The sequence below is a fragment of the Pseudomonadota bacterium genome, from assembly GCA_036339585.1.
Lineage (GTDB): Bacteria > Pseudomonadota > Alphaproteobacteria > UBA8366 > UBA8366 > UBA8366.
The window spans coordinates 56,296-69,969 of the sequence record JAYZAS010000002.1; the positions used below are offsets into that span (position 1 = coordinate 56,296).

16 protein-coding genes are annotated in these 13,674 nt (G+C 46.0%); 8 read left to right on the top strand and 8 right to left on the bottom strand.

Annotated elements, in window-relative coordinates; genetic code table 11:
* Positions 1-26: 26 nt before the first annotated feature.
* The 4 genes from VX941_01920 (at position 27) to VX941_01935 (ending at position 3,767) form a co-directional block, all read left to right on the top strand.
* Positions 27-989 carry a radical SAM protein gene (locus VX941_01920; protein MEE2932162.1) on the top strand — a complete coding sequence of 321 codons (963 nt, stop codon included), beginning with the start codon at positions 27-29 and terminating at the stop codon, positions 987-989.
* 91 nt (positions 990-1,080) lie between these two features.
* Complete coding sequence (gene apaG / locus VX941_01925) at positions 1,081-1,473, top strand: Co2+/Mg2+ efflux protein ApaG (GenBank protein ID MEE2932163.1); 393 nt, start codon at positions 1,081-1,083, stop codon at positions 1,471-1,473.
* Between the two features lie 120 nt (positions 1,474-1,593).
* A complete protein-coding gene (gene folE / locus VX941_01930; GenBank protein MEE2932164.1) occupies positions 1,594-2,217 on the top strand; it encodes a GTP cyclohydrolase I FolE in 624 nt (207 codons plus the stop codon).
* 98 nt (positions 2,218-2,315) lie between these two features.
* Positions 2,316-3,767, top strand: a complete 1,452-nt coding sequence (locus tag VX941_01935) for a TrkH family potassium uptake protein (protein MEE2932165.1) — start codon at positions 2,316-2,318, stop codon at positions 3,765-3,767.
* A 4-nt stretch (positions 3,768-3,771) separates the two neighbouring features.
* Here the strand turns inward: VX941_01935 and VX941_01940 are convergent, their stop codons facing one another.
* The 5 genes from VX941_01940 to VX941_01960 all read right to left on the bottom strand — a co-directional run bounded on the left by VX941_01940 (position 3,772) and on the right by VX941_01960 (position 8,328).
* Positions 3,772-4,371 (bottom strand): hypothetical protein, encoded by a 600-nt coding sequence (locus tag VX941_01940; GenBank protein MEE2932166.1) that lies wholly within the window; start codon positions 4,369-4,371, stop codon positions 3,772-3,774.
* Positions 4,368-5,300: an Hsp33 family molecular chaperone HslO gene (locus tag VX941_01945; GenBank protein ID MEE2932167.1), complete on the bottom strand. Its 933-nt coding sequence runs from the start codon at positions 5,298-5,300 to the stop codon at positions 4,368-4,370. The genes VX941_01940 and VX941_01945 overlap by 4 nt, the downstream gene beginning before the upstream one ends.
* Positions 5,288-6,187, bottom strand: coding sequence for an ornithine carbamoyltransferase (gene argF / locus VX941_01950; GenBank protein MEE2932168.1), 900 nt, complete (start codon positions 6,185-6,187; stop codon positions 5,288-5,290). The genes VX941_01945 and argF overlap by 13 nt, the downstream gene beginning before the upstream one ends.
* A 3-nt stretch (positions 6,188-6,190) precedes the next feature.
* Entirely contained in the window at positions 6,191-7,405 is a 1,215-nt protein-coding gene (locus tag VX941_01955; protein MEE2932169.1) for an aspartate aminotransferase family protein, read from the bottom strand.
* A 116-nt stretch (positions 7,406-7,521) separates the two neighbouring features.
* Positions 7,522-8,328 (bottom strand): ABC transporter permease, encoded by an 807-nt coding sequence (locus VX941_01960; protein MEE2932170.1) that lies wholly within the window; start codon positions 8,326-8,328, stop codon positions 7,522-7,524.
* Positions 8,329-8,752: 424 nt separating this feature from the next.
* On the opposite strand from VX941_01960, the gene VX941_01965 reads away from it, so the two are divergent.
* Positions 8,753-9,331 (top strand): RecX family transcriptional regulator, encoded by a 579-nt coding sequence (locus VX941_01965; protein MEE2932171.1) that lies wholly within the window; start codon positions 8,753-8,755, stop codon positions 9,329-9,331.
* Positions 9,332-9,338: 7 nt separating this feature from the next.
* On the opposite strand, the gene VX941_01970 is transcribed toward VX941_01965, so the two are convergent.
* Positions 9,339-9,968, bottom strand: a complete 630-nt coding sequence (locus VX941_01970; protein MEE2932172.1) for a methyltransferase domain-containing protein — start codon at positions 9,966-9,968, stop codon at positions 9,339-9,341.
* A 195-nt stretch (positions 9,969-10,163) separates the two neighbouring features.
* On the opposite strand from VX941_01970, the gene VX941_01975 reads away from it, so the two are divergent.
* Together VX941_01975 and VX941_01980 are read left to right on the top strand one after the other, a co-directional pair.
* Positions 10,164-10,799 carry a glutathione S-transferase N-terminal domain-containing protein gene (locus VX941_01975; protein ID MEE2932173.1) on the top strand — a complete coding sequence of 212 codons (636 nt, stop codon included), beginning with the start codon at positions 10,164-10,166 and terminating at the stop codon, positions 10,797-10,799.
* Positions 10,796-11,398 (top strand): glutathione S-transferase N-terminal domain-containing protein, encoded by a 603-nt coding sequence (locus VX941_01980; protein ID MEE2932174.1) that lies wholly within the window; start codon positions 10,796-10,798, stop codon positions 11,396-11,398. Before VX941_01975 ends, VX941_01980 begins: the two co-directional genes overlap by 4 nt.
* A 1-nt stretch (position 11,399) precedes the next feature.
* Here the strand turns inward: VX941_01980 and VX941_01985 are convergent, their stop codons facing one another.
* On the bottom strand, positions 11,400-11,831 hold the full coding sequence (locus VX941_01985) for an NUDIX hydrolase (protein MEE2932175.1): 432 nt from the start codon (positions 11,829-11,831) through the stop codon (positions 11,400-11,402).
* A 100-nt stretch (positions 11,832-11,931) separates the two neighbouring features.
* Between VX941_01985 and VX941_01990 the strand changes: the two genes are divergently transcribed.
* On the top strand, positions 11,932-12,954 hold the full coding sequence (locus VX941_01990) for an aldo/keto reductase (protein ID MEE2932176.1): 1,023 nt from the start codon (positions 11,932-11,934) through the stop codon (positions 12,952-12,954).
* Here VX941_01990 and phbB read toward each other — a convergent pair.
* Positions 12,946-13,671 carry an acetoacetyl-CoA reductase gene (phbB, locus tag VX941_01995; protein ID MEE2932177.1) on the bottom strand — a complete coding sequence of 242 codons (726 nt, stop codon included), beginning with the start codon at positions 13,669-13,671 and terminating at the stop codon, positions 12,946-12,948. The two genes, VX941_01990 and phbB, sit on opposite strands and share 9 nt — an antisense overlap.
* Positions 13,672-13,674: the final 3 nt, after the last annotated feature.

A 13,674-nucleotide genomic window follows, 5' to 3' on the forward strand; every position in this document is an offset into this window, starting at 1 on the left:
AATGTGGGTTTATAAGAGCAATAATTATGAGCAGTGTCACCATAGGATTAGGTCCGAAGCTTGACCCGAACAAATTTCGCGACCCAGACTACACGGCTCGGGGAGAAGCTCGTGCGGAGGTTTCTCTTAGTAAACTAGAGACTATTTGGTTCAATACCGGAACACTTTGCAACCTTGCGTGCGAAAATTGCTACATTGAATCTAGTCCTAAAAATGACAAACTCGTTTACCTAAGCGCCTCAGAAGTTGATGAGTTTCTTCACGAGACTACCTATCATCAACTTGGTACCAACGAAATAGGGTTTACCGGCGGTGAGCCTTTTATGAATCCCGATCTAATAGTTATGCTGGAAAATGTGCTTGCACGAGGCTTTGAAGCATTGGTACTCACAAACGGTATGCGCCCACTAATGAAGTGCGCCGATGCCGTTCTCTCACTTCATCCTCGAGAAAAATGCAAATTCCGAGTTTCATTAGACCATTTCACACAAGGAGGCCACGAAAAGATACGTGGAGAAAATACATGGGAACCCGCTCTACAAGGACTAAAATGGCTGTGTGAAAACGGTTTCCCAGTTTCAGTTGCTAGCCGAACTTGTTGGTTACAAAGCGAAGACATCATACGCAAGGGCTTCGATGCACTATTCTTTAATGAAAAAATTACTATCGATGCGTCAAATCCTACTAGTTTAGTTCTTTTTCCTGAATTGGATGACCAAATCGACGTGCCAGAAATAACTGAAAGTTGCTGGAATGTGCTGGATATTTCCCCACGTGAGTTGATGTGCTCTCATTCTCGGGTTGTATTAAAACGCAAGGGAGATTCCTCTCCAGTTGTTTCACCGTGCACCCTTTTGCCATATGAAGAAGCATTTGATTTTGGATCAACACTAGCCAGCGCTCAGCACCCAGTGAAGTTAAAACATCCTCATTGCAGCAAATTCTGCGTCCTCGGCAGGGCCTCATGTAGCACCGGTTCCAATGTATAATTAAAAAATTTAGAGGTTTTGCTTTGACAAACTAACTAAACAGGGGCTTAAACTATAAATCGAATACTGCTGTGGTCTACAGGAATAGGAAATGTATCAGAAACGTACCCGCGACATCAAAGTAACGGTTAAGCCATTCTACCTTGAAGATCAATCTGCACCAGACGAGAATCATTTTGTGTGGGCTTATCACGTGAAAATAGAGAATAACGGGGTTCAAACTGTACAATTGCGAACACGTTACTGGCAAATAACTGATGCAGATGGCAGGGTTCAGGAGGTGCGCGGACCTGGAGTTGTGGGCGAACAACCTGTGTTAGGTCCGGGCGATGATTTTGAGTATACCAGTGGAACACCTTTGCAAACACCGTCTGGCATAATGGTGGGCACTTATCAAATGGAAGCACCAAATGGAGAATGTTTCGATGTGCGAATCCCTGCGTTCTCACTTGATAGCCCGCATCAGCCAATGCAGTTGAATTGATGGGATAAAACTGTAGTAGTTTAAGTTCGAAATATCCGGTAAATAACCTACATTAGACTCTGGATAGAAAACACTATCCAATCAATACAGAATTGTTAGGCTGAAAGAGGTTTGAAACTAATGACGGCACAACCAACGGCAAAAGGCGCAGACGATCCGGGGCCCAGCCGTGAACAAGCTGAGAAGGCTGTACGGACGCTCATCCAATGGGCTGGCGACAATCCCGAACGTGAAGGTCTCGTAGATACTCCGGCTCGTTTTGTGAGGGCTTGGGAGGAGTATTTCTCGGGCTACAACGAAGATCCCGTCGAGGTTCTCGAGCGAACTTTCCAAGAAACGGGTGGTTATGATGAAATGGTGGTCCTCAGAGACATCGAGTTCTTTTCGCACTGCGAACACCACGTAGTGCCAATAATTGGAAAGGTACATGTCGCTTACCTTCCATCCAACAGAGTAATTGGCATAAGCAAATTGGCGCGTGTTGTAGAAATTTTTGCTCGACGTCTACAAATACAAGAAAAGTTGACGGCTCAAATAGCTCAGACTATAGACGAAGTATTAGAACCCAAGGGTGTCGGTGTCGTAGTTCAAGCTCAACATCAATGTATGACAACACGTGGGGTTAAAAAATCTGGTGTATCGATGATCACTAGCCACATGTTGGGCGCATTCCGTGATGACTCAAAGACTCGGCGTGAGTTTCTCTCATTTATAGAGGGTGCTAGCCCAAGCTTCTCAACCTAACTCTGCCTAAAGTTATTTAGTGAACCAGTCTTCGCAAAACCGTGATGGTATACTAGTATATTTTACACAGAAAACTGAACCTGAGTGGGCCTCTTGCCATGCTCGACTTTCGCCCAGTGCTTTTCATTCTTGGTGTGTTGTTATCAACACTAGCTGGCGCTATGTGTTTACCTGCTATCGCGGACTTAGTAAGCGGTAATAAAGATTGGCAGGTGTTCGCAGTCTCCGCAGGGTTTACCGGCTTTATCGGGGGACTTTTTGTTTTTTCGAGTGCGCGGCGGGTTAAAAAAGGCATCAATGTTCGTCAAGCTTTTCTCTTAACATCCCTTGCATGGATCATTATTCCCGCTTTTGGCGCTTTGCCAATGATCTTTGCTGACCTGAACTTGACTTACACTGACGCTTTCTTCGAAGCGATGTCTGGGATTACCACTACTGGGTCCACAGTGATAGTTGGCTTAGACAATGTCCAGCCAGGTATTCTTCTCTGGAGAGCCCTCCTCCAGTGGCTAGGAGGGATTGGGATAATAGGAATGGCAATTGCTATTATGCCACTTCTTCAAGTGGGCGGTATGCAGTTATTCCGTATGGAATCCTCCGACAAGTCAGAAAAAATTATGCCCCGCGCAGCACAGTTAATCGCCTACATTGGCTTTATCTATCTCTCCTTCACAGCGGTTTGTGCACTTCTCTACTGGATCACTGGCATGACTGGATTTGATGCCATTGCACACGCAATGACCACTATTGCGACAGGAGGCTTCTCAACTCATGATCTTTCAATAGGTTACTTTGAAGATATAAGGGTAGAACTTATTACTATTGTTTTCATGCTGATTGGAAGCTTACCATTTGTACTCTATTTGAAAGTATTGCGTGGCAATTTTAGGGCTCTTTGGCGTGACAGCCAAGTGCAGTGGTTTTTTACCATCGTGATCACAGCCGTGGGTGCGCTTGCAATATATTTGTGGCAAACAAAAGGGAAGGATCCCGTTACCGCCATTTCGAATAGCGCCTTCAACGTGGTCTCAGTGATCACCGGCACCGGCTATTCCACCACAGATTTTAGTGCATGGGGTCCGTTTGCCCTCGCCTCATTTCTATTTCTTATGTTCATTGGAGGTTGTGCAGGCTCGACAACCTGCGGGATCAAAGTCTTCCGCTTCCAAGTGCTCTATGCAACCGCCCTAACTCAAATTCGAAAGTTACACGAGCCCCATGGCGTGTTCCTCTCGTACTATAATAGAAAACCGATTGACGAGACAGTTGGGAGCTCAGTAATGGGATTTTTCTTCCTATATGCCCTCTCCTTTGCTGTCTTGGCCACAGGTCTTGGGCTGATGGGACTTGATTTCCTTACGGCAATATCAGGGGCTGCCACAGCAATTTCTAATGTGGGGCCGGGTTTGGGCTCCACGATAGGCCCTGCCGGAACCTTCATTACGCTACCCGACTCCGCAAAATGGCTTTTATCTTTTGGAATGTTAATTGGCAGGCTCGAATTATTTACTATTTTCGTGCTGCTAGCACCTTCATTCTGGCGCGAGTAGGACTTTATCTCAAAAAAGCACTCAAGTGCTTACGTAAGCGTGCCTCAAAAGCTTTATTGAATTCACCCATAACATCATTATTCATCTGTTCCCACAATCGTTCCCGTTCCGCAATTGTTGCATTTTCAGAGATGGTTCGGCTAGCTCTAACAGTCGTTCTTGCTGCGGCTTGCCCTCCGTTTGCCGCCTTGAGCACTTCTATGCCGACTGACAGAACGACATCGTAACGCTCACCTTGATTATTTGTAAAAGCGCCACGAATGCCGCCAACTTTTTCTAACTTCACTTCAACCACGCTCGCCTGATCAATAGTCAAACTCGCCACCCCATATTTTCCTACCGCACGCAAACGATCCTTGGCCCATCTTTCAGCAGCATCTAATAATTGGTTCGGCATTTCGTGTTCTATGTAAGGAGATTTCAATGGAGCTTTGTAAATGCGTTTAACGTCAATTTTTGCCACATCAAGATTGATTTTTGAAAGTTTAGAAAATGAGGTCGGACCAGTTAATGGTCTCTCCCGTGGAGCCTCACAGGCCACCACAACAATTAAGGACGAAAAAAAAACTAAAAAGCGCCAAAAATAAGCAATATTGCTCGTCATTCCAATCTTCCTCTATCGCGCAATTCAGTTAAATCACTCTCACGAAAAATAGTCTGCAGATTACAAAACTCACATGTAACAACTACCTTTCCGTTCACCTTCAAGCTTTCTATTTCCTCATTCGGCAGAGCAGCGAGGACCAACTCAACCCGTTCTTTAGAGCAACTACATTTTGCACACAGATTTTTAGCCTCGTACACACGAATTTTATCACCATTGAATAGCTCGAAAAGTACCGAAAATGGTGAAATACAATTTTGATATAGGGTGATTGGTTTTATTTTCTGTACTAAATCTCGGTGTTGCTTCCATACCTCATCGATCTTTCCGTTAGGGACCATTGATTCTTTTCTAGGCAAACGCTGAAGCATAACTCCACCCGTCCGCCAAGTTTTGTCTCTGTCACGAGAGACTCCTATTTTCAATACTGCGTCAAATTGAACAGATTGCTGGAAATAATGATGGGCGCATTGTTCAAGTGTTCTACCGCCTAATTCGACTATACCTTGGTAACGCTCTTTCTCCGGTCCACGTTCAACTGTAAAAGCAAGATAGCCCTCTCCCACTAGTTGAACCGTGTTGCTTTTTTTATTGCAAAAGGTGGGCAAACAGGTGCGATCAAACTTGGCATAACCTCTCAGTTGGCCGCCATCCGTTGCATCACAAACAAGTAAACGGACCGGGCCATCTCCTTTTATTTGTAAGTTTAGCACGCCTTTGTACTTGAAAATCGAGGCTAACATTGCAGTTAACGTTAACGCTTCTGCCAATAAATGAGCTACCGGTGCAGGATAGTCATGGGCAAGAATAATTTCATCAACGACGGAACCCAATCGAACTAGCCGTCCATGAAGCTCAAGCCCATCCAACAAAAAAGGAAGAACGAAATTATTTTTGGGGGCGACCGCCCCATCAGCTACGACATACACCAAGCTAACACGCCTTTTTGTGCATGAAGTCGATTTTCGGCCTCATCCCAAACTACCGATTGCGGACCATCAATAACATCAGCAGTGACTTCCTCACCACGGTGAGCTGGCAGGCAATGCATGAAAATCGCATTATCCTCCGCTAACGACATTATTCGCTGATTTACCTGATAAGGCTGTAATAACTCGTGCCTGCGTTTTGGATCGCGATCGCCCATCGAAACCCACACATCTGTAACTATACAATCGGCTCCACTTACCGCCTCGTCGGGGTCCTCGGTTAAGAGAACATTCCCACCTTCACTTATTGCCCACTCAATCAATGTCGACTCGGGGCCAAGTCCCCGAGGACAACCTAGACGCAGCGGGAACCCCAGTTTCACTGAAGCTTGAATCCAGCTCGCAGCTACGTTGTTCCCGTCACCTAGCCAAGCAACACACCTGCCCGTAATTGGGCCCTTACGTTCTTCAAAGGTCATAATATCAGCCAGAATTTGGCAGGGATGCGTCAGATCTGTGAGACCATTTATTACAGGAACAGTTGAATGCTGTGCCAATTCTTCCAAATTTTCGGCCGATTTTGTTCGTAACATTATGCCATCTACATACCGTGATAGCACACGAGCGGTGTCTGCAACCGTCTCACCACGGCCCAGCTGACTTTCCGATTCGCTTAGCAGCACAACATCACCACCCAACTGCCGCATGCCTACCTCAAAACTTACCCGTGTTCGGGTGGAGGGTTGTTCGAAAACCATAGCCAAAGTCTTCCCGCTCAGCGGAAGTTGGCTACAGCTATCATCCCTCTTGAACTCACCACCGAGACAAAGCAACCGCCGCAGTGTGTGCTCATCAAACCGATCCAGATCAAGAAAATGTCGTGGCACCCTTTAATCCTTTTTCTTAACTTTTTTCTTCTCTAACTGCTTTGCCACCGTAGAGAGCATACTTACTGCCTCGGCAACATGGTGCTCATCGATAATCAAAGGAGGAACTAACCGCAAAATGTTGTCACCAGCCCCCACAGTCAACAAACCTTCATCTCTGAGGAGCTTAACTAACTCGCTATTTGGCGGCCCACATTTGATGCCGAGCATAAGGCCCTTGCCCCTCACACCCTTGTAAACTGTTGGATGCATCTCACACTGTTTCGTAATTTCATGGCGCAACAGCTTACCTACCTTTTGCACTTTCTCGAGAAACTTCCTTTCCGATACGATTTCAAGAACTTTTCTAGCCACGGCACCAGCGAGGTAGTTGCCGCCAAACGTTGAACCATGTGTGCCAGCAACCATCCCCTTTGCAGCCTCTGACGTTGCCATTACAGCGCCTATAGGAAATCCTCCTCCGAGACCCTTAGCAACAGCCATCACGTCCGGCTCGACACCAGACCACTCATGGGCCCACAGTTTCCCCGTACGCCCAATGCCACATTGGACCTCGTCAAAAAACACTAGCAGCCCGAATTCATCGGCAATCGAGCGCACCTCCCTCAAGAAGTCGTTCTCCGCAGGCCTGATCCCGCCCTCGCCTTGGATTGGCTCTACTAATATAGCAGCTGTCTCCTCCGTAACCGCCGCCCTTAGTTCATTAGTGTTACCGAATGGTAAAATGTCAAAGCCTTCAGTCTCAGGTCCAAACCCCTCAAGATGACCGGCATTTTTAGATGCAGACAGGGTTGCCAAAGTCCGACCATGAAATGAGCCATCAAAGCTCAATATTCTGTAACGCTCTGGCTCACCATTTGCGCTATGATACTTTCGACATAACTTTATCCCGCCCTCCACCGCTTCTGCTCCCGAATTGCAGAAAAAGGCAAAGTCCGCAAAAGATGTTGCCACCAACTGATTTGCCAACATCTCTTGGTCAGGAATACGGAAGAGATTAGAAGTATGCCAGACTTTCTTGGCCTGCTCACTTAATACTCGTACTAAACGTGGATCACTATGTCCTAGTGCATTGACTGCTATTCCCGCACAAAAATCAAGGTAGCGAGTCCCATCTGTTGATACCAAGTATGCACCATCACCTCTGTCGAAAGAGATATCAGCCCGAGCATATGTTGGCATTACAGCTGTTGGTTTATTTTTATGTGAGTCAGACATTTATACCAGTTCAAGTAAATTTTCGGCAAACCAGGATAATCTGATTTCGCGGCTTAGCTGTCAACTTTATGAAACTACTAAGCAGCAGCCAATCGCCATATCAGATTTTTATAAACTCAAGCCTTCAATTTATAACCTTTGTCCAGAAGGCGCGCAGTCAACCACCAAAGAAATATATTTACTCCCATTAAAACAGTTACTCCAAGCCAGAAAGGGGCATCAGCCTGCTTTATAAACCCATACCGAAACCCATCTATCATGTAAAAAAGAGGGTTTAACATAGCTACTTTTTGAAAAATCTCGGGCAGTAACTCGATTGAATAAAATGTCCCAGAAAGAAAAGAAAGTGGGGTAACTACAAAGTTCGTAACCGCTGCCATATGGTCGAATTTTTCTGCCCATAAGCCCGCTATAATACCTAGCATCGACATCATAAATGAAGCAGAAAAAGCAAAAAAAACAATGGCCCCAACATTGTAGATGGTAAGTGATACAAAACATGACATAGCCGCCCATGTTGCGATACCAACCAATATGCCTCGTGTAACACCTGAGAATACATAGGCAAACATAAGCTCTGACGCCCCGATTGGCGGCATCAGGAAATCAACAATATTCCCTTGGATTTTTGCTATCAAAATAGACGATGAAGTATTCGCAAAACCGTTCTGCGCTATCATCATCATGATAAGGCCAGGCGTCAAAAATTCTATGAATTTTACTTCTCCAACCATTGCGGCAGCACGGCCCAGCGCTAGGTCGAATATAGCTAAAAACAACAGTGATGTAATTACCGGGGCAATAATGGTTTGTGTCCAAACCTTAAGAAACCGCCGGATCTCCTTGACATAAAGGGTCCATAATCCACGCCAATTTACAGCGCCGAAAGTTCGCGGCTCTCGATATTTTTTAAATTCAGTCATAGATTCTTTTTTCATAAAACGAGGCGAACATGAACAATTTGCATAACGATACACTGTAAAAAACTATGCCGATTGATAAAGATTCCAATAATCTCGATCTTAGGGCATTAAAACAAAATATTAGCGCGAGCTTAACCAAGGAACCACTGCTATTCAAATTTTATGAAATGTGATTACTTTCACCTGCAATGACAGTTTACTCAAACAAGCAAAAATTTGTAAAATTGATGTCTGAATGCATGGCTAAAAAGAAAAACGGCGGCAATTCTATGCCGCCGTTTTGGAACCCTAACCAATGCCATTAGGAAGGGGCAGGGTAGGCTTAAGGCCAAGACTCCACTCCTAACTATCGGCATCCTTAGAAAAGTATGCAGTGATGGCCATCACATCAACTTGAATGTAGGTTAAAGTATTAATTTTCGATATGACTAAAAATGCACACCGTAGAGAGAAGCTTCCCCGCAAAGTTACTTTAAAATCGCTCGAGAACGCCGCTCTCTTTTATTTACAGCGTTACGCTACTTCTACCGAGAACTTGCGACGCGTGTTAATGCGCCGAGTTGATCGCTCTGCTCGGGCTCACGGTACAGACCGCGAGGAAGGTAGTTGTTTCGTCGACCAAATTTTAAAGCGATATTGCACCGCAAAATTACTTGATGATGCTGCATACGCGGCAGCGCGTGCCGCAAGTATGAGGCAGAAAGGCGCTTCCGGAAGAGCGATCAGATCTAACTTGCTGGCAAAGGGTGTAAAAAGCGAGACCATCAACTTGGTGCTTGATGAACAACTTAAAGACTCTCCAGCAACAGAAATTAAAGCGGCCTTTACCTATTGCCGGCGCCGTCGCCTTGGTCCGTGGCGCACAGTTGAACGAGAGGAATGGCGCGAAAAAGATATAGCCTCTCTTGCGCGTCAGGGCTACTCAGTTGATGTTGCGCTTCGCGTAATCGATGCAGTTAGCATTGAAGAATTAGAAATAGAAATGACATCGCAATGTTTTTGACAAACACCTAGCCGCGCGAAGCAGCGTTACTGTTGCGCACTTTTACAAAGTTTTTTCCCGAACTAACCGCCTGTTTCTTGTCTGTGGAGCCTGCATAAATTTGTTTTGATGCTTCGATGATCAAAACGCCGGCCAAGGTCCTAAACAAATAATTCCCGATTTTCTCGATTGCCCATGCGCGTCGTACAACTAAGTCCAATCGCGTTGGTGGAAAATAAAGCGCATTTTCCACCCTTAACGGTACAAATAATCCATCTTGTAATAGTTTCCATATTTGCCCCGAATTAAAAGGGCGGCTATGCCCGAATGGCGATCTTTTTTCAAATTTTGCCCACAGTCCTCGACGATTTGGAACAACGGCTATAAGGCGCCCCTCATCTTTAACGACTCTCCATAATTCGCGCAGAATGGCTGGGAAATCCTCAATATCCTCAAGGCCGTGCACAACGAGTAATCGATCAATCGAGCGATCAGGAAATGGTAACTCATGAAAAGCCGATAACGTAACCAATCCGGAAGATTTTTTTGGCCAATGTGTAACCCCTTGAGGTGCTGGCATGGCTGCAAGTGCTAATTCAGATCCATTACGGAAGGGCATCAAATAAGGAATTGCATATCCGATCCCAAGGACAGTCATTCCGGTCGTGCTTGGCCAAAGCCGGCGCAGTTTGGATCCTATCAGCCGTTGGCTGATAATACCAATGCGGCTTTTGTAAAAATGTTTTAAGTAAATTACGTCATTATACACAATAAAGTAACAGTACCACATTCTGTAGTTAATGAAAAAAGCCTCATTTCGTGCTACCATGATTTTAAGAAAAGGTAGGAAAAAATGTTAAAACTTCGGGTTACACCGCGCTCACCATTTGCGCGCAAATGTATGGTGGTAGCACTTGAGAAAGGCATGTTCGGGAAGCTTGAACTCAGTGCTACGGACCTTTACGGAGAGAATCAAGACATTGATGAAGATAATCCCTTGAGAAAGGTACCCGCCCTAAGATTAGAAGATGGCACAACTCTTTTTGATTCTCCTGTCATATGTGAATATCTTGATTGGTCGGATAGGGATCCCATATTTCACCCTCAGGAGGGTGAAATGCGTTTCAAAGCGCTAAAACTTCAAGCATTGGGCGATGGGCTGACCGAGGCACCTCAGTCCCATTACAAAGAATTAGCTCGCCCAGAAAAATTTCGGTCGGAAGAAATGGTCATGAAACATGCAAATGCTATTGATCGCATTATAACTTGGACAGAAAAAAACTTTGATCTCGTCGAAGGACCAATGACAATCGGGGGAATCGCTTTGGCTTGCGGCCTTGCTTACGTCAATGAGCGGCAACCAGATACTGATTGGCACCATAAAAATCCGAAGCTAGGGGCTTGGTACTGTGAGATCAGTAACCGCGAATCATTTCAAAAAACCACTAAGCAAGCTAACGCCAAACGGCTTGGAGTGTCTAATAAATGAAGCTATTCTTTTCTCCATTATCCCCCTTTGCTCGCAAAGTGCGCATTGTTGCTCTTGAAAAAACTCTTGCCAAGAAATTAGAGCTTTTTAAAAGTGAAAGACACAACCGTCCCACTGAATTGGGACCAATCAATCCGCTTCTGAAAGTCCCGACACTAATTGATAATAACGGTAATTCTCTATTCGACTCTCCGGTTATTTGCGAATACCTGGATTCTTTAACATCCGAACCCGTCTTATTCCCCAAAGAAGGAATGAGCCGCTGGGCCGCACTGCGGCAGCAAGCGCTGGGAGATGGTGGTATGGATGATGCCGTTAAACTCGCTTATGAAGCGGGTCGGCCTGGCGGTAGCCGCTCGCCATACTGGCTCGGACGCTGGCGTCAGGCGGTGGAGAGTACACTCAACGAGCTTGAAAGCGAGGCAACCTCTCTCGCTGGTGAACTTACAATAGGCCCAATCGCCATAGGCTGTTTTTTAGGATTTCTAGATCAGTCCCGTGTTGTCGGCGACTGGCGTGGTTATCGTGAAAACTTAGCGGTGTGGTTTGAAGAGTTCCGTCAACGCCCCTCAATGCGAGAAACGGAATATAAGGAATAGATCAAACTGTTAGAAAAGCCCGGCTGGCCAAAATAATATTGCGTGTCCTCTCCCATTGAATGACCTTCATTGCTTCGGCAAGGCCAAACCAGCGACAATCAGAGGCATCATCGCCAGCCCGTAAATCACCCGATGTCCAAATGGCTGCAAAGTCGATTAGTGAATAATGATATTTTATCCTGCCCTTTTTATCATGCCTGATGGTGTCTACAACATCGACTAAACCTAAAATGCGGATTTCTATGCCTGTTTCCTCGCATACCTCACGACAAACTGCTTCACGCAAGGTTTCACCCAATTCCTGGGCACCTCCTGGAATGCTCCAATGCCCACGTCGGGGTGATTTTGCTCGCTGGGCCAATAGAACTTTCCCGTTGCGCCAGACCACAGCGCCAACACCAACGAAGGGACGTTTGGGATACTCCCGCGTCATCACCAGTACTCCTTATCCTACTTAAAATCGCACTCCCAGTTGACGAGAGCAAGCGCTGCGGTAGATTAGTGAATGAAGTTCACATGCACAAAGGATAGCTATGGAATACGTATTACTCGGCAATAGCGGCCTGAAAGTTTCCCGGCTATGTCTGGGGACAATGACATTCGGCGATACAACGCGGGATGAAGAGGCGCAAAATATTGTTGGGTCAGCGCGCGATTTTGGCGTTAATTTCATCGATACAGCAGATGGCTATGCAGCAGGCGCTTCTGAAGAAATAGTTGGGAAATTGACCAAACATGATCGCAACGAATGGATAGTTGCGAGCAAAGTAGGATCAGCAGCAGGAACAGCGCCTCGGAAAAAGGCACTTTCCCGAAAATGGTTATTTGAGGCAATTGACGCCAGCCTCACACGATTACAGACGAGTTTCTTAGACATATGGTATCTCCACCACGTCGATTGGGAAACGCCAATTGAAGAGACTGTTCGTGCAGTTGGGGAAATTATCGCTGCCGGAAAAGTTCGCTACTGGGGTTTTTCAAATCATCGTGGATGGCAGATAGGCGAGCTCGTTCACACGGCCGCACAACTAGGTGTGCCTAAGCCGATTGTTGCCCAGCCTTATTATAATGCTTTTAATAGGATGCCAGAAACCGATATTCTGCCAGCTTGTGCGCATTACGACATTGGCGTAGTACCTTATTCACCTCTGGCTAGGGGCGTCTTGGCGGGGATTTATGAGCCCGGTAAAGATCCAGGACCCGAAACACGGGCAGGAATACAAGACCGTCGTCTAATGCAGACTGAGTGGCGCACCGAAAGTCTTGATGCTGCCCAAAAAATAAAACAGCATTGTAAAAAACGTAAAATGCAACCAGTAACATTTGCTATCCAGTGGTTACTGAACAATAAAATTATTTCTGGGGTGCTCGGCGGCCCAAGAACCATGGTCCATTGGCAGGGCTATGTAGAAGCAATGAATGGCACATGGACAGAGCAAGACGAGGAATTGATCAACCAATTATGCCCGCCTGGACAGGCTACCACACACGGCTATTGCGACCCACGCTATCCAGTGCGCGGGCGAGTTTCGCTAATCAACGCGGCGTCAGGTTAAATACTGACCACCATTAACGGTTAGAGTAGAACCATTAATGAAAGCAGCCTCGTCTGAAGCCAAGAAAAGCACACAGCGAGCGACTTCAATTGGTTCGCCCAGACGGCCAGCGGGGATCTGGGGTAAGATGTGCTCATTTATTATCTCTTCAGGAATCGCCCGCACCATGTCAGTGCCTATATATCCGGGAGCTACTGCATTTACGGTAACACCCTTTGATGCATTTTCTAACGCAAGCGCCTTGGTAAACCCTATCATGCCTGCCTTAGCCGCAGCATAATTAGTTTGCCCAAATTGCCCCTTCTGTCCATTAATCGACGAAACATTAATTATCCGACCAAAATGGCGTTCACGCATGCCGTTAATGACCGCGCTGCTGAGGTTAAAGCAACTATCAAGGTTTGTCCGCAAGACCTCGCTCCACTGAACCATTTCCATTTTATGAAGAGGGGCATCACGCGTTATTCCAGCGTTATTGACCAAGACATCAACTGGGCCCACCTTAATTTTTACTTCTTCAACAGCATCGCACGAACCTTGGTAATTACCTGCATCAAATTTGAACACTGGTATTCCATTTTCTTCCTCAAACTTTCGAGCTTCCTCATCATTACTTGCATAATTTGCAGCTACGGAATAGCCAGCATCCTTAAATGCTATTGCAATAGAGGCACCTATGCCTCGTGTGCCTCCGGTAACTAGGACAGTTCTGACCAATTT